The following is a 19,619-nucleotide window of genomic DNA, read 5'->3' as shown; positions in this document are numbered from 1 at the left end:
CTCCGGAGGGGTGCGGGGCGGGGCGTCTGGGCTGGTCATGCTGCCGTACGGGGGTGCGGGGGAGTCGTGCGGGGCCCGGGAGCGGTGCCGGCCGGTGGGTGGAGCGGCCGTCGCCGGTACCGCCGTACCGCCCACGGCCTTCACCCGCTCGCTCCCGGAGACAGCACGCTCCCTGCCCGTCGCCCGCTGAATCCCGACGCTCATCTGACCTTCCGTCAGAATGGAACGTGTTCTACTCTGCCCGACCATGGGCATCGGAATCACGCGTGAGCACCGCGAGTTGGCCGAGGCGGTGCGCGGCTGGGTCGGGCGGGTGGCGTCGCCGCAGGACATACGGAAACTTCTCGACGGAGAGGGCGGAGAGGGCGGAGAGGGCGGAGAGGGCGGAGAGGGCGGGCAGGGTGGTGGGGCCGGGCGGCCCGGGTACTGGGACGGGGCGGCCGCGATGGGGCTGCTGGACGTACATCTGCCCGACGGGGGCGGCGGGAGTCTGCTCGATCTCGCCGTGGTGCTGGAGGAGACGGGGCGGGGTGCGCTCCCGGGGCCCTTCCTGCCGAGCGTCCTCGCCGCCGACCTCCTGCGCAGGGGCGGGCTCCCGGAGCTGGCCGCCGGGCACCCCGTCGCCGCCGTCGCCACCGCCCCCGGCACCCTCACCGCCGTCGCGGTCGAGGACGGCCACCTCCTCGACGGCCTCGCTCCACCCGTGCTCGCCGCGGGGCCCGCCACCGACCTCGTCCTGCTCGCAGCCGAGGCCGCGCACGGCACGGTGTGGCTGGCGGTCGACGCCGCCGACCTGACGGTGCGGGTGCACACCTCCGCCGACCCGACGCGGCCCACCGGCGAAGTGACGGCCGCCCACACCTTCGTGCCCGGCGGGCGTGTGCTCGACCTGAGCAGCGCGCTGGTGGGCGACCTCGCCGCCGTCCTGTACGCGGCGGAGGCCTGCGGCACCGCCGCCTGGGCGCTCGACACCGCCACCGCGTACGCCAAGGTGCGGGAGCAGTTCGGCCGGCCGATCGGGCAGTTCCAGGCGGTCAAGCACAGTTGCGCCGACATGCTGGTGCGGGTGGAGCAGGCGCGGGCGCTGGTGTGGGACGCGGCGCGTGCGGTCGACGAGGCGCCCGAGGTGCGGGGGCTCACCGCCGCTCTTGCGGCAGGGGCCGCCCTCGACGCCGCCTTCTCCTGCGCCAAGGACTGCATCCAGATCCTCGGGGGGATCGGGTTCACCTGGGAGCACGACGCCCATCTGTACCTTCGGCGGGCGCTCGTCGCCCGGCAGCTGCTGGGGACCGGTGACGGCCACCGGCTGCGTGCGGTGCGGCTGGCTGCCGCCGGGGCCAGGCGCGAGCTGCGGATGGAGCTTCCGGCGGAGGCGGACGCGCACCGCACCCGGGCCCGTGCGGTGATCGACGGCGCGCGCGGACTCGATCCGGGCGCGGCCCGCCGGCTCCTCGCACCGACCGGTTACGCCGCCCCGCACCTCCCCGAGCCGTACGGACTCGGTGCGGGACCCGTGCAACAGCTCGCCGTGCAGCGGGAGTTGAAGGAGGCGGGGGTGGTGCTCAGCGGGCTCGGGATATCGACCTGGGTCGTGCCGTCGCTCATCGCGTACGGGTCGAAGGAGCAGCAGGAGAGGTTCGTACTGCCCACTCTGCGCGGGGAGTTGATGTGGTGTCAGCTCTTCTCGGAGCCGGAGGCCGGGTCGGACCTCGCCTCGCTCCGTACGCGTGCCGAGCGTACCGCCGACGGCGGCTGGCGGATCAACGGGCAGAAGGTGTGGACCTCGGCCGCCCAGTGGGCCGACTACGGAATCCTGCTCGCCCGCACCGACCCCGACGCCCCGTCCAAGCACCAGGGGCTCGGGTACTTCGTCGTCGACATGAAGGACACGCCGGGGATCGACGTCCGCCCGCTGAAGGAGATCACCGGGGACTCGCTCTTCAACGAGGTGTACTTCGACGATGTGCTGCTCCCCGCCGACGCCCTGGTGGGCGAGGAGACGGGCGGCTGGCAGGTCGCCCGCAACACCCTCGGCAACGAGCGCGTCCACATGGCCGACCAGGTCGCCTTCGACACCGGTCTTGAGGCGCTGATCTCGCGGTGCGCCGACCTCGACGGGGCCACCAGGGCCCGCGTCGGCGCACTGGCCGCCGAGGCGCACGCCCTCGCCTGCATCGGGCTGCGCACCACGCTCCAGCAGGTCGACGGAGTGGAGGCGGGTGCGGGAGCCAGCGTCAGGAAGCTCGTACAGACTCCGCACCAGCAGAAGGTCGCCGAGCTGGGGCTCGAACTCCTCGGTGCGGACGGGGCGTTGAGGGAGGGGCCGGGGGAGAGGGCCGTGCACGGGTTCCTGATGTCACGGTGTCTGACCATCGCCGGTGGCACCACCCAGGTTCAGCTCAATGTCGTCGCCGAGCGCATCCTCGGCCTGCCGCGGGACTAGCGAGACCAGGAGGAGGACGGACATGAAGGCGTACATCGTCGGTGTCGGGATGACGAAGTTCGAGAAACCCGAATCGCGTGACTGGCAGTACTGGGACATGGTGAAGGAGGCGGGCGAGGCGGCCCTGACCGACGCGGGCGTCGCGTACGGGCAGGTGCAGCAGGTGCCCGTCGGCTACTGCTTCCAGGCGTCCACGGCGGGTCAACGAGCCGTCTACGAGCTGGGACTGAGCGGCATACCGGTCTACAACGTGAACAACAACTGCGCGACCGGGTCCACCGCCCTGATGATGGCCCGGCAGTTCGTCGAGGGCGGCATCGCGGACTGCGTGCTCGCGCTCGGCTTCGAGAAGATGAAGCGCGGGGCACTGGGGGGCGGGAGCGACGGGGGTGCCCGCGGCGAAGCCGCTCATGACTGGGGCAAGACCTCGCCCGTCGCCCGCCACTACGGCGTCATGGCCGCCGGGCACGGCTTCGAGACGACCCCGCCCACCGCCCAGATCTTCGGCAACGCCGCCCGTGAGCACATGGAGCGGTACGGGACCACGGAGGCACAGCTCGCCGCCGTCGGCGCGAAGAACCACAGGCACTCGGTCAACAACCCGTACGCCCAGTTCCAGGACCCGTACACCGTCGACGAGATCCTCGCCGCCAGGACCATCCACCGGCCGCTCACCAAGCTCCAGTGCTCCCCGACCTCCGACGGGGCCGCGGCGGCCGTCGTCGTGTCGGAGCGGTTCGTCGCCGAGCACGGCCTGCGGGACCGGGCGGTGGAGATCGCCGGACAGGCCATGACCACCGACACCGAGGAGTCCTTCGCCTCCGGGTCCTGCATCGACGTCGTCGGCCGACCGATGTCGCGGGAGGCCGCCCGGCAGGCGTACGAGACGTCCGGGCTCGGCATCGAGGACGTGGACGTGGTCGAGCTGCACGACTGCTTCTCGGTGAACGAGCTGTTGACGTACGAGGCGCTGGGCATGTGCCCCGACGGAGCGTCCGGCAAGCTCGTCGAGAGCGGCGGTACGACGTACGGGGGGCGCTGGGTGGTCAATCCGTCCGGCGGGCTGATCTCCAAGGGACACCCGCTCGGCGCGACGGGCCTTGCCCAGGCCGCCGAGCTGACCTGGCAGCTTCGCGGCCTGGCGGGGGCCCGGCAGGTGGACGGCGCACGGGTGGGGCTCGCCCACAACATCGGCCTCGGCGGAGCGGCGGTGGTGACCCTCCTGCGGAAGTCCTAGGGCGTAGGGACAGGGCCCGTGCGCCGAAACGCGGATGTACGGGCCACTCAGTACCTGCGACCATGACAGGCATGGCCCACCGCGTACCCGCCGAGCCCGTCGGCGCCCGAATACCCCCGTCCAGCCCCCCTCCGTCCGAATCCCACCCCCGTCCCCCCGCGTTCCGTCCCACCCGCACCTGGCTGGTGATCCTCGCCGCCTGCGCCGGACAGTTCCTCGTCGTCCTCGACGTGTCCGTCGTGAACGTGGCGCTGCCGTCGATGCGCGCCGACCTCGGCATGACGGCTGGCGGGCTCCAGTGGGTGGTGAACCTCTACGCGATCGCCTTCGCCGGGTTCCTGCTGCTGGGCGGCCGGGCCTCCGACATCTTCGGGCGGAAGCTGACCTTCCTGGTGGGCCTCGGTCTTTTCACCGCGGCCTCGCTGGCCGGCGGGCTCGCGCAGGAGGGGTGGCAGCTGCTCGCCGCCCGTGCCGCGCAGGGGCTCGGCGCCGCGGTACTCGCTCCGGCGACGCTCACCATCCTCACCTCCGCCGTGCCCGAGGGCGCGGCACGGGCGCGGGCGATAGGCACCTGGTCCGCCGTCGGCGCGGGCGGCGGTGCGGCGGGCGGCTTCGTCGGCGGGCTGCTCACGGACGCGCTGTCCTGGCGCTGGGTGCTGCTGATCAACGTGCCGATCGGGGCGCTGGTCCTGGTCGGGGCGTACTTCTGGCTCACCGAGAGCCATGCGCGGGAGGGGCGCCGGCTGGACCTGCCGGGTGCCGTGCTCGTCACGGCGGGGCTCGGTACGCTCGCGTACGGCATCGTGCAGACCGAGGCCGAGGGCTGGACGGCGGCCCAGACTCTCGTCCCGCTGGCCGGCGGGCTGCTGCTGGTCGGACTCTTCCTGCTGGTCGAAGCGCGGGCGAAGGCGCCGCTGATGCCGCTGAAGCTGTTCAGGGTGCGGTCGGTTTCGGCGGCGAACGCGGCGATGTTCGTCAACGGGTCGGCCATGTTCTGCATGTGGTTCTTCATGATCCTCTACGCGCAGAACGTGCTCGGGTACTCGCCGCTGGTGGCCGGCCTGGCGCTCGTGCCCAGCTCGCTCGCCGTCGTCACCGGCTCCAAGCTGGCGCCGCGTCTGATGCCCCGTGTCGGCGCCCGCAACCTGTCCGCTCTCGGCGCCCTGATCGCGGCCACCGGATTCGGCTGGCAGTCCACGATGACCGCCGACGGTGCGTACGCCACCGCCATCCTCGGCCCGGGGATCCTGATGATGCTGGGCGCGGGGCTCGCCTCCACGCCGCTGGCCTCGCTCGCCACGTCCGGCGCCGCGCCGGGCGACGCGGGACTGGTGTCCGGGCTGATCAACACCTCGCGGACCATGGGCGGGGCGCTCGGTCTCGCCGTCCTGTCGACGGTCGCCGCGTCCCGTACGGGCGGCGGTACGAGCCCGGAGGCGCTGACCGCGGGATACGCGCTGGCGTTCCGGACGGGGGCGGGGGTGCTGCTGGTGGGTGTGCTGCTGACGCTGCTGTGGGTGCCGCGGGGGCCGAAGAGGGTCGTCGAGGAATCCGTCGCGGCCGAGGTCACGGAGATGGCCGAGACCGCGGCGACCACGGTGAAGTCGGGGTGAGTCCTGGAGCCGGGGGCTACAGCCAGCCCTGCTGGCGCGCCGAGCGGACCGCTTCCATCCGGTTGCGGGTGCCGGTCTTGCCGATCGCGGACGACAGGTAGTTCCGTACCGTCGACTCGGAGAGGTGCAGCTTCGCCGCGATGTCGGCGACCGTCGCCCCGTCCACCGCCGCGTTGAGCGCGTCGCGCTCGCGCGCCGTGAGCGGGCTCGGGCCCGAGCTGAGCGCCGCCGCGGCGAGTGCCGGATCGATGACGGTCTCCCCGGTCAGCACCCGGCGGATCGCCTGCGCCAGCTCCTCCACCGGGCCGTCCTTCACCAGGAATCCGGCCGCGCCCGCCTCCATCGCCCGCCGCAGATAGCCGGGCCTGCCGAAGGTGGTGAGGATCAGCACCCGGCAGTCCGGCACCTCCTCGCGCAGCAGGGCGGCGGCGTCGAGCCCGCTCATGCCGGGCAGTTCGATGTCCAGCAGGGCGATGTCGGGGCGGGAGTCCAGAGCCGCTCCCACGATCCTGTCGCCCGCGCCGACCTGCGCGACGACCTCGATGTCCGCCTCCAGGCCGAGCAGCAGCGCGAGAGCGCCCCGCATCATTCCCTGGTCCTCGGCGAGGAGGACGCGGATCGACTTGGCGGGGCGGTGGTGCGCGGGGATCTCGGTCACGTGGACAGAGTAGGACGGCCGGGATCCGTCTCAGGCCCCGGAACCGGCCGGTTTCCCCGAAGCGGCAAGGAACATTGCCATTTCCGGGACGGCCTTGTGCAATGGCAGGCATGGAGCACACACCCGAGATCAGCCGGGCACTCGCCGACGTCGGCCCCCGTCTCCAGCGGCTGCGCGCCGCGCGCGGGGTCACGCTGGCCGCACTGTCCGAGACCACCGGCATCTCCACCAGCACCCTCTCCCGGCTGGAGTCCGGGCAGCGCCGCCCCAGCCTGGAGCTGCTGCTGCCCATCTCGCAGGCCCACCAGGTCCCGTTGGACGACCTGGTCGGTGCCCCCGAGGTCGGCGACCCGCGGGTACGGATCAAGGCGCGCCAGGTGTACGGCTCGACGGTGCTGCCGCTGACCAACGGGGCAGGACCCATCCAGGCGTACAAGATGATCCTGCCGGTGACCCGCAGCACGCCTGAGGTCCGTACCCACGAGGGGTACGAGTGGCTGTACGTCCTCGTCGGGCGGCTGCGGCTGGTGCTGGGGGACCGGGACATGGTGCTCGAAGCGGGGGAGGCCGCCGAGTTCGACACCCGGCTGCCGCACTGGTTCGGGAGTACGGGGGACGCGTCGGTGGAGGTGCTCAGCCTGTTCGGCAAGCAGGGCGAGCGGATGCACGTACGGGCGAGGCCGCGCGCGCGGGAGAAGCAGGACTGATCAGGGGGAGTTCACCGACTCCCTCGCGGTGACCGGGAGTTGGGCCGTCACGACGAATCCGCCGCGCGGTCCGGGGCCCGACGTCAGGGAACCGCCCGCGGTCGCCAGCCGTTCGGTGAGGCCCTTGAGGCCGGTGCCGGTCCTGGCCAGGTCCAGGTCCGGGTCCAGGTCCGGGTCCGGGTCCGGGTTCAGTGCCGGGTCCAGGTCCAGGGCCGGGTCCGCCTCCGCCGCGAGAGGGCCCCGACCGTCGTCCGTGATCTCCAGCCGGACCCGTTCCCGCGTGCCCTCCACTGCGATCGTGCAGCGCGTCGCCCCGCTGCCGTGCCGTACGACATTGGTGACGGCCTCCCGGACCACCCACCCCAGCAGGGCCTCCGCCTGCGGTTCGAGGGGCGGGCCCGACTGCCGTACGACCGGTTCGATCCCGGCGGCGGAGAGCGCCGAGCGGGCGCCGTCCAGCTCGGTGGTCAGGCTGCCCTCGCGGTAGCCGGTGACCGCCTCGCGGATCTCGGTGAGCGCCTGGCGGCCGACGGACTCGATGTCGGAGACCTGGGAGAGTGCGGCCTCCAGGTCGCGGGGCGCCAGCCGCCGGGCCGCCTCGGACTTCACGACGATGACGGACAGGGTGTGGCCCAGCAGGTCGTGCAGGTCGCGGGAGAAGCGCAGCCGCTCCTTCTCCACCGCCGTGCGCGCCAGTTCCTGGCGGGTTTCCCGGAGTTCCCTCACGGTCTCGGCGAGGGTGAGGATCGCGGAGGTCACCAGGCCCGAGATCAGGGTTCCGTACGCGACGTTGATCGCGCTCCAGCCGTCCTTGAGCGCCGCGATCACCCCGGCCGCGACGGCCAGCGCGAGCATCGCCCGGCCGACGTGCCTGCCCCGCAGGACCGAGCCGGTGGCCAGCCCGAGCAGCATCCAGAAGAGCAGCCACGGGCCGCCGTACATGATCGACATGAAGCCGGTGATCAGGCCGAGCCCGACCAGCGCCACCTTGGTGCTGGCCGACTCGCGGGACTTCTTGTCGAAGGCGCGGAACACCACATAGATGTAGAGGGAGTTGAAGGCGAGGAGACTGATCCCGCCGATCCAGGGGTTGTCGGTCTTGCCCTGGATGAGGTGGGAGAAGGCGCCCATCCCCATCAGCAGCCAGGGGAGCAGCGCGAAGCCGTTGGGCGGACCCAGGCGGTCGGTGCTGATCTCGCCGTTCTTCCCGCAGGCCCGCCACTCGGCGCGCCGGGGCTTCCAACCGGCCTTCCAGGCGGCCCTGTCGGCCTTCCAGGTCTTCCAGGTCTTCACGGTCCGACGCATCGTCGCCTTCTTCTTGCTTCTTCTGGTTCTTCTGCTTCTTCGGCGCTGCCGGGGCCGTCAGGCGGTTGTCAGGCGGTCCTCAGGCGGTCCGTGCGGCCTTGCGGTACGACACGACAGCGTACGAGCCGAAGACGGCCAGCCACCCGGTCAGCACGGTGAGGGCGAGCAGTCCGGGCGCCTCGCCCTGCCCGATCGACGTACCGATCTGGGAGATCGCCCGGGTCGGGGTGTACGTGGAGATCCCCTGGAGCCAGCCGGGGAAGAACTGGGCGGGGAACCACAGGCCGCCGATGATCGAGAATCCCAGGTTGCAGCCCACGTTCACCACGCCGGTGCTCTGCGCGGACAGCCGGTAGCCGTTGCCGATGCCGAGCAGCGTGAAGGGCAGCGAGCCGAGCCAGAGGAGCACGGTGAGCAGCACCCACTGCCACACCGCCAGGCTCACCCCGTTGACCAGTCCGCCGACCGCGAGCACGGTGAGGATCGCGGGCAGGACGACGACGGACGCGGTCAGCGCCCGGCCCACGACCACCTGGGCCGGGGTCATCGGCGTGATCCGCAGCTGCCGCAGCCAGCCGAGCGCCTTGTCCTCGGCGACGCCCGTACCGGCGGAGAGCGCCGCGCCGAGCGCGCCGTACGCCGCCATGCCGACCATCGACGCGGTCTTCCACGCGGCGTCGGCGCCGCCGCCGATGTTCGTGAACAGCAGGTACATGAGCACCGGCATGCCGATGCCGAAGATGACGAACCCCGTGTCGCGCAGCGTGCGCCGGGTCTCCAGGGCGACGTAGTCGAGTACGAGGGCCATCACACGGTCTCCTTGACGAGGGCGGCGTCGGTGCCGGTGGTTCCAGTGGTGCCGATGGTGTTGTCAGTGCTGGTGGCAGCGGGGTCGGTGAGCCGGAGGAAGGCGTCTTCGAGCGTGGCCTGGGTGACTTCGAGCCCCCGGACCGCGTCCAGCCCGGCCAGGGCGACGACCGTGGCGTCCGAGTCGTCGGTACGGAGCCGGGCCCGGTCGCCGCGTATCTCGACCTCCGTCACGCCGGGGAGGCGGGACAGGCCCTCGGTGGGGCGGCCCGCCAGGTCGAAGGAGACCAGATTGCCGCCCGCGCGCCGCTTCAGCGCCTCGCTGCTGCCGTCGGCGACGATCCGGCCACGGTCGACGACCAGGATCCGGTCGGCGTTCTCGTCCGCCTCGGCGAGGTAGTGGGTGGAGAACAGCACGGTGTTGCCGCGGGCCGCGTACCTGCGCATCGAGTCCCACAGGGCGCGCCGGGCCTCGACGTCCAGGGCGGCGGTCGGCTCGTCGAGCACGATCAGCTCGGGGTTGCCGACGAGGGCGACGGCGAACCGGACCCGCTGGATCTGTCCGCCGGACAGCCGGTCCGCGCGGCGGTTCCCGAACTCCTTGATCCCGGCCAGGTCCAGGGCCTCGTCCACGGGCATGGGGGAGGGGTACGTCCTGGAGACGAAGGTGACCATCTCGCGGACCGTCACCCGGGGAATCGGCCGCCCGTCCTGCAGCATCGCGCCGACCCGGCCCGCCCGGACGGCCTCCGCGGGGGTGGTGCCGAAGAGGCGGACGCTGCCGGAGTCGGGATCGTCCAGGCCGAGGAGCAGGCCGATGGTGGTGGACTTGCCGGCGCCGTTGCGGCCGAGGAGGGCGGTGGTGGTGCCGGGGCCGAGGGTGAAGTCGACGCCGTCGACGGCGCGGACGGGGCCGTAGGACTTGGTGGCGGCGGCGAAGCGGACGGCGGGTGTCGCGGGGGCGGCTGCGGCGGTGGTCGTGGGCCGCTCTCCGGGTGTCTTCCTCATGGGGAAGACGCTACGGAGCAGGGGGGACGGGGCGTAGAGCCGGTTGTACGCGGTTGGGCAGGACAAATGTCATGGGTGGCGGCGGGCCATCGGTATCTGACGGGCCGTCATGCATCTTCCCAAGCATCACGCGGTGCGTTATACATGGGGGCCATCGGCCTAGAACGCGTTCTAGAAGTGTGCAGTGGGGTGCGGTCGGGCCGATCCGGTACGGCCCCGGCGTGTCCGACGGTGCGGACGGCCGCGCCGGGGTCTTTGGAAGTCACAAGGAGCCCTGCCCCCATGCCCATTGACGTTGCGAAGGCGCTCGCCGCCGACCCCCGGACCACCCCCCTCGCCTGGGACCACAAGGACGTCCAGCTCTACCACCTGGGTCTCGGCGCGGGCGTCCCCGCCACCGACCCGGCCGAACTGCGCTACACCCTCGAAAGCCGGCTGCACGTGCTGCCCAGCTTCGCCACCGTCGCGGGCGCGGGCATGGCCGTGGTGGGCGGGCTCTCCGCGCCGGGCATCGAGGTCGATCTCGCCTCCGTGCTGCACGGCGGGCAGAGCGTCACCGTCCACCGGCCGCTCCCCGTCCGCGGCGCTGCCACCCAGACCTCCACCGTCCAGGCCGTGTACGACAAGGGGAAGGCCGCCGTCATCGTCCTGCGCTCGGAGGCTTCCGACGAGAGCGGGCCGCTGTGGACGAGCGACTCCTCGATCTTCGTACGCGGCGAAGGGGGCTTCGGTGGCGAGCGCGGGCCCTCCGAGCGGCTCGAAGTTCCCGGGCGGGAGCCGGAGTTCACGGTGGAGCGGCCGATCCGCGAGGAGCAGGCGCTCCTCTACCGCCTCTCCGGCGACTGGAACCCGCTGCACGCCGACCCCGAGTTCGCGAAGCTGGCGGGCTTCGACCGGCCCATCCTGCACGGGCTGTGCTCGTACGGCATGGCGCTCAAGGCCGTCGTGGACACGGTGCTGGACGGGGACGTGGGGCGCGTGACCTCGTACCGCACCCGCTTCGCCGGGATCGTCTTCCCGGGCGAGACGCTCCGGATCCGGATGTGGACGGAGCCGGGCCGGACCCAGTTGAAGGTGACGGCGGTCGAGCGCGACGACGCGCCCGTCCTCGCCGACACCGTCGTCGCACACTCGTGAACACGTCACTCGTGGACCCGTCACTCATGGACCCGTCACTCATGGACCCGTCACTCGTGGACCCGTCACTCGTGAACCCGTAAGCACAGTCCGAGGGGAGTCATGCCATGCGCGCAGCTGTACTGCACGAGATAGGCCAGGACAAGCTCGAAGTCCTCGACGACGTCGAAGCGGTGGGCTTCGGCCCCGGCAAGGTGAAGATCCGGGTGCGGGCCACCGGGCTCTGCCACTCCGACGTCTCCGCGATGAACGGCGTACTGCCGCAGCCCGCCCCCTTCATCCCCGGCCACGAGGGCGCGGGCGAGATCGTCGACGTGGGGGACGGGGTCGCGGGGCTGGCGGCCGGTGACCGGGTGCTGGTGTGCTGGCTGCCCGCGTGCGGTACCTGTCCGGCGTGCAAACGGGGCCAGACACAGCTGTGCCTGGCCGGATTCATGAACGCCGGGACCCCCAACTTCAAGCGTCCCGGCGGGGACGTCTTCGGCTTCGCGGGCACGGGCACCTTCACCGAGGAGGTCGTGGTGGACGCCGGGTGCGCGGTGCCGATCCCGGACGACGTGCCGTTCGAGATCGCCGCGCTGATCGGCTGCGGGGTGACGACGGGGCTCGGTGCCGCCATCAACACCGCTCAGGTGGAGGCCGGTTCGTCGGTCGCCGTCATCGGGTGCGGAGGCGTCGGGATCTCCGCGATCCAGGGCGCGCGGGTGCAGGGCGCGGCGCAGATCGTCGCCGTCGACCCGGTCGCCTCGCGCCGGGAGGCGGCACTGCGCTTCGGTGCCACCGAAGCCGTCTCGCCCGACGGACTCGCCGACGCCAAACAGCGGATCACCGCGGGCGAGGGCTTCGACTACGTCTTCGAGGTGGTGGGAAAGTCCGCCACCGCCCGCACCGCTTACGAGACGACCCGGCGCGGCGGCACCCTGTGCATCGTCGGCGCGGGCGCGATGGACGACTTCTTCCAGGTCAACATGTTCGAGCTGTTCTTCGACGAGAAGCGGATCCTGCCCTCGATGTACGGGGGCGGGGACGTGCTCCGTTCGTACGAGCGGGCCATCGCGCTGTGGCGGGCGGGCCGCATCGACCTGGAGAGCATGATCACCCACCGGGTCCAACTGGCCGAGATCAACGAGGCGTTGGAGCAGATGCGCACGGGTGTGGCCCTGCGTACGTCCATCGCGCTCTGAAGCGCGGGCGCCTGTTCGCAACTGTTCACATCGGAAAGGGAGTTGTGGGATGTCACTGCCTCTCGAAGGCCTGTCCGCGATCGTCACCGGCGCGGGGCGCGGTCTCGGCCGGGCCGAGGCGCTCGAACTCGCCGGGCTCGGCGCGAGCGTCGTCGTCAACGACTTCGGCCAGCCGGGCCGCGACGGCTCGGGCGCCGCTTCGGCGGGACCCGCCGAGGAGGTCGCGGCGGAGATCAGGGCGGCGGGCGGTACGGCGGTGGCCCACCGGGGCGATGTCGCCGACCGTGAACAGGCCGGAGAGCTCGTCGAGTTGGCGATCTCCGAGTTCGGGAAGCTGGACGTACTGGTCAACAACGCGGGCATCCTGCGCGACCGGATGATCTTCTCGATGAGCGAGGAGGAGTGGGACACGGTCGTCCGGGTGCACCTGAAGGGCCACTTCAACACGACGCACTTCGCGGCCGTGCACTGGCGGGAGCGGTCGAAGGCGGCGGGCGGGCCGGTGTACGGGCGGATCGTCAACACCTCGTCGGAGGCGTTCCTGGCGGGCTCGGCCGGCCAGCCCAACTACGCGGCGGCGAAGGGCGGCATCGTCGGGCTGACGACGTCCACGGCCATGGCGCTCGGGAAGTACGGCGTGACGGCGAACGCGATCTGCCCGCGGGCCAGGACCCGGATGACGGAGGACGTCTTCGCCGGGTTCGCGGAGCCGTCCGGCGAGGGAGAGATGGACGCGCTGGCACCCGAGCACGTGTCGCCGCTGGTCGGCTACCTGGCGTCGCCGGCGGCGGGGCGGGTCAACGGACAGCTGCTGGTGGTGCACGGGGGGATCGTGGCGGTGATGGAACGGCCGCGGGTGGCAGCGAAGTTCGACACGTCGAAGGAGGCGTTCTCGTACGAGGAGCTGGACGACGTGCTGTCGGGGTACTTCGCGGGGCGTCCGGAGGGGGAGACGTTCGGGGCGGCGGAGGTGCTGGGGCTGAAGCGGGGGTAGGGGGCGGGGTGCTGGACGTGGCGGGCCGGTGGGTGGTGCGGGGCCGCTGGGCGCGGTGCGGGGGCGCTGGGCGCGGTGCGGGGAGGTGCGGGGCGGTGGGTGCGGGTTGCCTGCCTGAACCGCTGGCCGCGGGGCTGGGGCGGCACGGCTCGCGCCGGTGAGGGCTGATGTCCGGGGCTGCGCCCCGTGCTCGGACTTCGTCCGTGCGTCCTCAAACGCCGGACGGGCTGAAAGCGCCCGTCCGGCGAGTGAGGTGCTGGTGAGAGCGGCCAGTTCCTCAGCCCCCGTGGCTCGCGGCCGTTGCCCTCCTGTGCCGACCCTGGACCGGAACCGTCGGTTCTTCGGACGCTGCTGCTCCGCCCCTGTGCTTTCCTGCGCCGGTCGGACCCTGGGCGGAGGCCGTGGTCTGCGGCCGTTCCTGGGTCGTGTCGGTTCGCGCTTCGGACATGTGGGAAGTCACCCCGTCAACATCGCTTACATAGATACGCCCGGGGTGGCTGGGCCGCCCCGGGCCCGCGAGTCTAACTAGCCCGGTCCCGGGCCGTTCAGCGGGGATACCGGCCCGGTCAGCAGGGTCGGAGCAGGCACCTTCACCATTACCGGAACGCCGGTCCTGACCATCGCCGGGGCTGCGGCGTGGGCCGACTCGGGGGCGGCCGGAGGCATGACCGTGGGTGCGGGGGACGGCGGTACCGGCGGCACGGACGGCGCCACCGGCGGCGGTGCGACAGTGACCGACGAGGCCCGGGTTTCCGGAGCGCTCCTGGCTCCCGGCCGCGTCCCGACCCGGTGCAACCTTCCCATCAGCGGGGCCTGTTGCAGCGGTACGGGCTTCCAGGCGGTCGCAGCGCCACCCTCCGGGGCCTGCTCGGGCTCGGACGGTCCCGAGGGCTCGCCCGCCGCCCCGTCCTCCTCCAGCATCGGCGCACACACCTCCGCCACGCCGCACGGCACCGCCCCCGTCGCGAACGGCAGCCGCAGTACGCCCTCGCGGGTCCACAGGCCCGCGCCCGGCAACCAGCCCGCCGGGGCGGCCAGTTGGTGCAGCCTCCGGCCGGAAGGACGCCACATGCCGAACCAGCTGGCCGGGGACGGGGCCAGGGCCGGGGACGGGGTCGGGGACGGGGTCGAGGCCGGGGACGTGCCGCCCGGTCCGTCGATCCGTACCGCCACCGCACAGCTCTCCGGCATCAGCACCTGGCCCGGCTGTGCCGCGAACGGCGTGACGGTGCAGTCGCCGACCCGCAGGGCCTCGGGGAAGCGGACCGGGCGCGCACTGCCCAGGACCCCCCAGCCCAGCCGGTCCTCGCCGGGGGCGTCCGAGCGGATCACAATCAGACCGCTGTCCGGGTCGGCCAGGAGCAGCCGGTCGTTGCTCCGCTCGGCGATCTGGAGGAGCGGGGTCGCCTCGCCGCCCCGCTCCAGGTCGACGGCGACGGACTTGACCGCGCCGCCGCCCTCCGCCTCCCGGTCCAGGGCGAGCATCCGGCCCGTGCGGTCCAGCCACACCCCGCCCGTGCACCGGCCCCGTACCTCCGCGACGTGCTCCGGGCCGAACGCGCCGCCCGCGACCAGCCACACCGACGTCGAGTGCGGACCGACGGCGAGCGCGTACGCGGCCGAGCCGCCGGGGGTGGGCGGCAGCAGGGTGACCGGTCCCGCCTCGAACTCGACCGCGCCCAGCGGGAGTTCACCGGTCGCCGGACCGGTCGGGTAGAGCAGCGAGAACACGTGCCGGGGCGCCACCACCCGGTGGATCAGGACCCGCCCGTCGGCCAGCGGCAGCAGCTCGGTACCCGGCTCCTCTGGCTGGCCGGCGGGGAGCGGCACCGAGTACGGCTCGGGGCCGTCCAGCGTCCAGCGCTCCGGGAACCACGCCTCGCCGGCCCCGGCCAGCCGCGCGGCGTACGAACCGTCCGCGGCGATCGTGAACCCGCATCGCCGCACCGCGCCGTCCTCCGGTGCGGTCTCGATGGCACAGGCTGTCATCGTTCGTCACCTCCGTCCGCGACGCTAGTTTTCGCCTTTCCCGCCGGACAACACGAGTCACGTCTCTTCACACATAAGGGTGGCCGTCCGCTCGTTCGACCGGTACCGGAGGGACGGGTGTGCTGAGGGGGCCCGCCACGGGGGCCGTAAGGTTAGGTTCGCCTAAGTATTCCGTCCCCGAGAGTGAGCACCACATGTCGTCGTCCATACGCCGCCGCGGCACCGCCGCCGTCACCCTGGCGGTCACCGCCGCGCTCGCCCTGTCCGCCTGCGGGGGCGGGGACACCAAGGGCGAGGGCGACCAGAAGTCCGACGGCGGCAAGTCCGTCGCGCAGGGCGGCAAGGACTTCGGCGGCGCCGCGAAGAAGACCGCGGAGCTGGGCACCGACGCCAAGCCGGGCCAGTTCCCGCGCACGATCACCCACGCCATGGGGAAGACCGAGCTGAAGGCGGCGCCCAAGCGCGTCGTCGTCCTCGACGTGGGCGAGCTGGACAACGTCGTCTCGCTGGGCATGCAGCCGGTGGGCTACGCCCCGGCCGAGGGTTCGCAGGCGATTCCCGAGTATCTGAAGAAGGGCGCCGGCAGCCCGAAGAGCGTCGGCACCATCAACAGCCTCAACCTCGAAGCGATCGACGCCCTCAAGCCCGACCTCATCCTGGGCAGCAAGCTGCGCGCCGAGAAGCAGTACAAGCTGCTCTCCGAGATCGCCCCGACCGTCTTCTCGATCCGCCCCGGCTTCACCTGGAAGGAGAACTTCCGGCTGAACGCCGCCGCCCTCGACAAGACCGCCGAGGCGGACGCCCAGCTCGCCTCGTACGAGAAGAAGGCCAAGCAGCTCGGCACCGACGTCGCCGCGGCCCACGGGGGCAAGAAGCCGACGGTCACCATGCTGCGCTACATGCCGGAGAAGACCCGGCTGTACGCGAAGGCCTCCTTCATCGGCACCATCCTCGACGACGCGGGCCTGCCCCGCCCCAAGAACCAGCAGGTCAACGACCTCGCGGTGGAAGTCAGCCCGGAGCGGATCGACGAGGCGGCGGCCGACTGGATCTTCACCGGCGTGTACGGCGACGCGGACAAGACCAAGCGCGAGAAGGCCGAGAAGAACCCGCTCTGGAACAAGCTGGACGCCGTGAAGAAGGGCCAGGCCAAGGACGTACCGGACGAGACCTGGTACCTCGGCCTCGGCGTGCTGGCGGCCGACGAGGTCCTCGGCGACCTTCAGGACTTCCTCGCCAAGAAGTAGCCGGGCGCGGCAGTCGGGCAGCCGGTTAGCGGGCCGCCGGGCAGTCGGGCAGTCGGGCAGCCGGTCAGCGGTCAGCCGGGCAGCCGAGCGGACCGCCGGGCAGCAGCCGACCGGCGGTCCGGCAGCCGCTCACCGGCAGTCGGGCCGAAGGCCACCGGCAGTCCGGGCGGCAGTCCGCCGCCGGTGGTCGGCCGGAAGCCGGGCACCGGTGCAGGCCGAAGGGGCACGGACGGCAGGTAGCCTTGCCTCCGTGCCCCGTCTGTCTGAAGTCATCGCCGCGCTCGACGCCCTCTGGCCCCCCGAGCGGGCCGAGAGCTGGGACGCCGTCGGTACGGTCTGTGGCGACCCGGACACCGAGGTGACCCGCGTCCTGTTCGCGGTCGACCCCGTCCAGGAGATCGCCGACGAGGCCGTACGGCTCGGCGCCGACCTGATCGTCACCCACCACCCGCTCTATCTGCGCGGTACGACGACGGTCTCGGCGGACCACTTCAAGGGCCGCGTCGTGCACACGCTCATCAAGAACGACGTCGCCCTGCACGTCGCGCACACCAACTCCGACACCGCCGACCCCGGGGTCTCCGACGCCCTCGCCGCGGCCCTCGACCTCCGTGTCGTACGCCCCCTCGTACCGGATCCGACCGATCCGCACGGGCGGCGCGGCCTCGGCCGGATCTGTGAGCTCGACCACCCCGAGACCGTGCGTGAGTTCGCCGCACGCGCCGCGAAGCGGCTGCCCGCCACCGCGCAGGGCATCCGTTTCGCGGGCGACCCGGACGCCGTCGTACGTACCGTCGCCGTCAGCGGTGGATCGGGGGACAGCCTCTTCGAGGCGGTCAGGGCGGCCGGCGTCGACGCGTTCCTGACCGCCGACCTGCGCCACCACCCGGTTTCCGAAGCCCGCGAGACGGCCCGCGGGACGGCACCGCTCGCCCTGGTCGACGCCGCGCACTGGGCCACCGAGTGGCCCTGGTGCGAGCAGGCGGCCGGACAGCTCGAAGCGGTCTCCGACCGCGAGGGGTGGCACCTCCGGGTGCACGTCTCGTCGACGGTGACCGACCCCTGGACATCCCACTTCTCTTCCGCCTTCTCTTCTCCTGGAGCCCCCAACTGAACGCCGCGCCCGCCGACCAGATCCGCCTTCTCGACGTCCAGGCCCTCGACGCCCGGCTGTCCCAGCTCGCCCACAAGCGCAGGTCGCTGCCCGAGCACGCCGAGATCGAGTCGCTCACCAAGGACCTCACCCAGCTGCGCGACCTGCTCGTCGCCGCGAAGACCGAGGAGAGCGACACCGCCCGCGAGCAGACCAAGGCCGAGCAGGACGTCGACCAGGTCCGCCAGCGCGCCGTGCGCGACCAGCAGCGCCTGGACTCCGGGGCGATCACGTCCCCGAAGGACCTGGAGAACCTCCAGAAGGAGATCGTTTCGCTGGCCAAGCGCCAGGGCGACCTGGAGGACGTCGTCCTGGAGGTCATGGAGCGCCGCGAGTCCGCGCAGGAGCGCGCCGCGGAGCTGACCGAGCGGGTCGGCGCCGTGCAGGGCAAGGTCGACGACGCCACCGCGCGCCGCGACGCCGCCACCGCCGAGTTCGACGGGGAGAGCGCGAAGGTCACCAAGGAGCGCGAGGTCGTCGTGGCCTCCGTGCCCGCCGACCTGATCAAGCTGTACGAGAAGCTGCGCACGCAGTCGGGCGGGGTGGGCGCCGCGCGCCTGTACCAGCGCCGCTGCGAGGGCTGCCAGCTGGAGCTGAACATCACCGAGGTCATGGAGGTCCGCGCCGCGGCCCCCGACGCGGTGCTGCGCTGCGAGAACTGCCGCCGCATCCTGGTCCGTACGTCCGAGTCGGGGCTGTAGAACTGATGTCTCGCTCTGTCGTCGTGGAGGCGGACGGCGGCTCCCGGGGCAACCCGGGGCCCGCCGGTTACGGTGCGGTCGTCCTCGACCCGGAGACGGGCGAGACCCTCGCCGAGGCCGCCGAGTACATCGGCGTCGCCACGAACAACGTCGCCGAGTACAAGGGCCTGATCGCCGGTCTGAAGGCGGTCCGCGATCTCTTCCCCGACGCGCGGGTCCATGTCCGCATGGACTCCAAGCTGGTCGTCGAGCAGATGTCGGGGCGCTGGAAGATCAAGCACCCGGACATGAAGCCGCTCGCCGCGGAGGCCGCGACGATCCTGCCGCGCGCGCAGGTGCGGTACGAGTGGATCCCGCGCGAGAAGAACAAGCACGCGGACCGGCTCGCCAACGAGGCCATGGACGCGGGCAAGAAGGGCAAGCAGTGGGAGCCCTCGGGCTCGACCGCCGCGCTGAAGGCTTCCGTCGCGGCCGTTGCCGAACCGCCCAGGGTGGTCGGTGACGCGACGGCCGGAGCGGCGAAGGCGCGGGCGGCGCTGGCAGGGGCGCGCAGGCCCGCGGCGGACGAGGGGCTGTTCGCGCTGGACGAGGAGCCTGCGGAGGCTGTGGTTCCGTCGGCCGGTTCCGCGGAGGCTGTGGTTCCGGCGGTCGGCTGGGGGCCTGCCGCCGACATGGGCGCCCCCGCCACCCTCGTCCTGCTCCGGCACGGCGAGACCCTCCTCACCCCGGAGAAGCGGTTCTCCGGAAGCGGTGGCAGTGACCCCGAACTGTCGGCGGTCGGCCGCAAGCAGGCCGAGGCGGTCGCCGCCTCGCTCGCCGTGCGCGGCACGATCCAGGCGGTCGTCAGCTCCCCGCTCACCCGCTGCCGCGAGACGGCGGACGCGGTCGCGTCCCGGCTCGGGCTGCCCGTACAGATCGAGGAAGACCTGCGCGAGACGGACTTCGGTGCCTGGGAGGGCATGACGTTCGCCGAGGTCAGGCAGCGGTACACGGAGGACCTGGACGCCTGGCTGGGGTCCGTGGAGGCGGAGCCCACCGGTGGCGGCGAGAGCTTCGCGGCGGTGGCGCGGCGGGTCTCGGCGGCGCGGGACCGGCTCGCCGAGAAGTACGCGGGCAGGACGGTCCTGGTCGTCACCCATGTGACGCCGATCAAGACGCTCGTACGGCTCGCGCTGGGTGCTCCGCCGGAGTCCCTGTTCAAGATGGAACTGTCGGCGGCCTCGCTGTCGGCCGTCGCGTACTACGCGGACGGCAACGCGTCCGTACGACTGCTGAACGACACGTCGCACCTGCGCTGAGCGGGTCGGATCCCGTCCGTACGGTACGAAGCCCCCGGTGCGGGGCGAATTCCAGGGGTCGTAGCAACACAGTGGTCAACTGGCTGTCGCCAGGAGCTTAGCGAGACGCTCGGCTGGGGTTTCCCAGCCGAGCGTTTT

The 19,619-nt window shown here is 72.3% G+C and carries 16 protein-coding genes; 11 read left to right on the top strand and 5 right to left on the bottom strand.

Going from position 1 to position 19,619, the window contains the following annotated elements; all coding sequences use genetic code 11:
* Window positions 1-247 precede the first annotated feature (247 nt).
* From ACH4SP_RS19135 to ACH4SP_RS19125, 3 genes are all read left to right on the top strand, one after another.
* Window positions 248-2,443: an acyl-CoA dehydrogenase gene (locus tag ACH4SP_RS19135; protein ID WP_398416390.1), complete on the top strand. Its 2,196-nt coding sequence runs from the start codon at window positions 248-250 to the stop codon at window positions 2,441-2,443.
* Window positions 2,444-2,465: 22 nt separating this feature from the next.
* A complete protein-coding gene (locus ACH4SP_RS19130) occupies window positions 2,466-3,680 on the top strand; it encodes a lipid-transfer protein (RefSeq protein ID WP_398416388.1) in 1,215 nt (404 codons plus the stop codon).
* 62 nt (window positions 3,681-3,742) lie between these two features.
* A complete protein-coding gene (locus ACH4SP_RS19125; RefSeq protein WP_398416386.1) occupies window positions 3,743-5,293 on the top strand; it encodes an MFS transporter in 1,551 nt (516 codons plus the stop codon).
* A gap of 16 nt (window positions 5,294-5,309) precedes the next feature.
* Here the strand turns inward: ACH4SP_RS19125 and ACH4SP_RS19120 are convergent, their stop codons facing one another.
* Entirely contained in the window at window positions 5,310-5,942 is a 633-nt protein-coding gene (locus ACH4SP_RS19120) for a response regulator (protein WP_398417183.1), read from the bottom strand.
* Window positions 5,943-6,061: 119 nt separating this feature from the next.
* Between ACH4SP_RS19120 and ACH4SP_RS19115 the strand changes: the two genes are divergently transcribed.
* Window positions 6,062-6,658: a helix-turn-helix domain-containing protein gene (locus tag ACH4SP_RS19115; RefSeq protein ID WP_398416384.1), complete on the top strand. Its 597-nt coding sequence runs from the start codon at window positions 6,062-6,064 to the stop codon at window positions 6,656-6,658.
* Here the strand turns inward: ACH4SP_RS19115 and ACH4SP_RS19110 are convergent, their stop codons facing one another.
* The 3 genes from ACH4SP_RS19110 to ACH4SP_RS19100 all read right to left on the bottom strand — a co-directional run bounded on the left by ACH4SP_RS19110 (window position 6,659) and on the right by ACH4SP_RS19100 (window position 9,778).
* Entirely contained in the window at window positions 6,659-7,963 is a 1,305-nt protein-coding gene (locus ACH4SP_RS19110) for a sensor histidine kinase (protein ID WP_398416382.1), read from the bottom strand.
* Between the two features lie 79 nt (window positions 7,964-8,042).
* Window positions 8,043-8,771: an ABC transporter permease gene (locus ACH4SP_RS19105; RefSeq protein ID WP_398416380.1), complete on the bottom strand. Its 729-nt coding sequence runs from the start codon at window positions 8,769-8,771 to the stop codon at window positions 8,043-8,045.
* Window positions 8,771-9,778 (bottom strand): ATP-binding cassette domain-containing protein, encoded by a 1,008-nt coding sequence (locus tag ACH4SP_RS19100; protein WP_398416379.1) that lies wholly within the window; start codon window positions 9,776-9,778, stop codon window positions 8,771-8,773. Before ACH4SP_RS19100 ends, ACH4SP_RS19105 begins: the two co-directional genes overlap by 1 nt.
* Window positions 9,779-10,060: 282 nt before the next feature.
* On the opposite strand from ACH4SP_RS19100, the gene ACH4SP_RS19095 reads away from it, so the two are divergent.
* The 3 genes from ACH4SP_RS19095 to ACH4SP_RS19085 all read left to right on the top strand — a co-directional run bounded on the left by ACH4SP_RS19095 (window position 10,061) and on the right by ACH4SP_RS19085 (window position 13,093).
* Window positions 10,061-10,915, top strand: a complete 855-nt coding sequence (locus ACH4SP_RS19095; RefSeq protein WP_398416378.1) for a MaoC/PaaZ C-terminal domain-containing protein — start codon at window positions 10,061-10,063, stop codon at window positions 10,913-10,915.
* 107 nt (window positions 10,916-11,022) lie between these two features.
* Entirely contained in the window at window positions 11,023-12,099 is a 1,077-nt protein-coding gene (locus ACH4SP_RS19090; protein WP_398416376.1) for a Zn-dependent alcohol dehydrogenase, read from the top strand.
* 49 nt (window positions 12,100-12,148) lie between these two features.
* Window positions 12,149-13,093, top strand: a complete 945-nt coding sequence (locus tag ACH4SP_RS19085) for a 3-oxoacyl-ACP reductase (RefSeq protein ID WP_398416374.1) — start codon at window positions 12,149-12,151, stop codon at window positions 13,091-13,093.
* Between the two features lie 525 nt (window positions 13,094-13,618).
* On the opposite strand, the gene ACH4SP_RS19080 is transcribed toward ACH4SP_RS19085, so the two are convergent.
* The gene (locus ACH4SP_RS19080) at window positions 13,619-15,082 is read right to left on the bottom strand and encodes a hypothetical protein (RefSeq protein WP_398416372.1); all 1,464 of its coding nucleotides are present in this window, start codon (window positions 15,080-15,082) and stop codon (window positions 13,619-13,621) included.
* 194 nt (window positions 15,083-15,276) lie between these two features.
* Between ACH4SP_RS19080 and ACH4SP_RS19075 the strand changes: the two genes are divergently transcribed.
* The 4 genes from ACH4SP_RS19075 (at window position 15,277) to ACH4SP_RS19060 (ending at window position 19,481) form a co-directional block, all read left to right on the top strand.
* Complete coding sequence (locus ACH4SP_RS19075; protein ID WP_398416370.1) at window positions 15,277-16,329, top strand: ABC transporter substrate-binding protein; 1,053 nt, start codon at window positions 15,277-15,279, stop codon at window positions 16,327-16,329.
* 250 nt (window positions 16,330-16,579) lie between these two features.
* The gene (locus ACH4SP_RS19070; protein ID WP_398416367.1) at window positions 16,580-17,443 is read left to right on the top strand and encodes a Nif3-like dinuclear metal center hexameric protein; all 864 of its coding nucleotides are present in this window, start codon (window positions 16,580-16,582) and stop codon (window positions 17,441-17,443) included.
* Window positions 17,440-18,183, top strand: a complete 744-nt coding sequence (locus tag ACH4SP_RS19065; RefSeq protein WP_398417182.1) for a zinc ribbon domain-containing protein — start codon at window positions 17,440-17,442, stop codon at window positions 18,181-18,183. Before ACH4SP_RS19070 ends, ACH4SP_RS19065 begins: the two co-directional genes overlap by 4 nt.
* Before the next feature lie 5 nt (window positions 18,184-18,188).
* On the top strand, window positions 18,189-19,481 hold the full coding sequence (locus tag ACH4SP_RS19060; protein ID WP_398416365.1) for a bifunctional RNase H/acid phosphatase: 1,293 nt from the start codon (window positions 18,189-18,191) through the stop codon (window positions 19,479-19,481).
* Window positions 19,482-19,619 lie beyond the last annotated feature (138 nt).

The sequence above is a fragment of the Streptomyces sp. NPDC021093 genome (genome assembly GCF_044333135.1).
Classification (GTDB): domain Bacteria; phylum Actinomycetota; class Actinomycetes; order Streptomycetales; family Streptomycetaceae; genus Streptomyces.
The sequence above is the reverse complement of the archived record's forward strand: the minus strand, read 5'-3'. Positions and strand labels throughout refer to the sequence as shown.

What these genes read in the sequence shown, in the direction of transcription:
- ACH4SP_RS19075 (WP_398416370.1), top strand. Translation starts at nt 15,277, where the DNA reads ATGTCGTCGTCCATACGCCGCCGCGGCACCGCCGCCGTCACCCTGGCG.
- ACH4SP_RS19095 (WP_398416378.1), top strand. Translation starts at nt 10,061, where the DNA reads ATGCCCATTGACGTTGCGAAGGCGCTCGCCGCCGACCCCCGGACCACC.
- ACH4SP_RS19110 (WP_398416382.1), bottom strand. Translation starts at nt 7,963, where the DNA reads ATGCGTCGGACCGTGAAGACCTGGAAGACCTGGAAGGCCGACAGGGCC.
- ACH4SP_RS19100 (WP_398416379.1), bottom strand. Translation starts at nt 9,778, where the DNA reads ATGAGGAAGACACCCGGAGAGCGGCCCACGACCACCGCCGCAGCCGCC.
- ACH4SP_RS19080 (WP_398416372.1), bottom strand. Translation starts at nt 15,082, where the DNA reads ATGACAGCCTGTGCCATCGAGACCGCACCGGAGGACGGCGCGGTGCGG.
- ACH4SP_RS19135 (WP_398416390.1), top strand. Translation starts at nt 248, where the DNA reads ATGGGCATCGGAATCACGCGTGAGCACCGCGAGTTGGCCGAGGCGGTG.
- ACH4SP_RS19115 (WP_398416384.1), top strand. Translation starts at nt 6,062, where the DNA reads ATGGAGCACACACCCGAGATCAGCCGGGCACTCGCCGACGTCGGCCCC.
- ACH4SP_RS19125 (WP_398416386.1), top strand. Translation starts at nt 3,743, where the DNA reads ATGACAGGCATGGCCCACCGCGTACCCGCCGAGCCCGTCGGCGCCCGA.
- ACH4SP_RS19090 (WP_398416376.1), top strand. Translation starts at nt 11,023, where the DNA reads ATGCGCGCAGCTGTACTGCACGAGATAGGCCAGGACAAGCTCGAAGTC.
- ACH4SP_RS19130 (WP_398416388.1), top strand. Translation starts at nt 2,466, where the DNA reads ATGAAGGCGTACATCGTCGGTGTCGGGATGACGAAGTTCGAGAAACCC.
- ACH4SP_RS19085 (WP_398416374.1), top strand. Translation starts at nt 12,149, where the DNA reads ATGTCACTGCCTCTCGAAGGCCTGTCCGCGATCGTCACCGGCGCGGGG.
- ACH4SP_RS19060 (WP_398416365.1), top strand. Translation starts at nt 18,189, where the DNA reads ATGTCTCGCTCTGTCGTCGTGGAGGCGGACGGCGGCTCCCGGGGCAAC.
- ACH4SP_RS19105 (WP_398416380.1), bottom strand. Translation starts at nt 8,771, where the DNA reads ATGGCCCTCGTACTCGACTACGTCGCCCTGGAGACCCGGCGCACGCTG.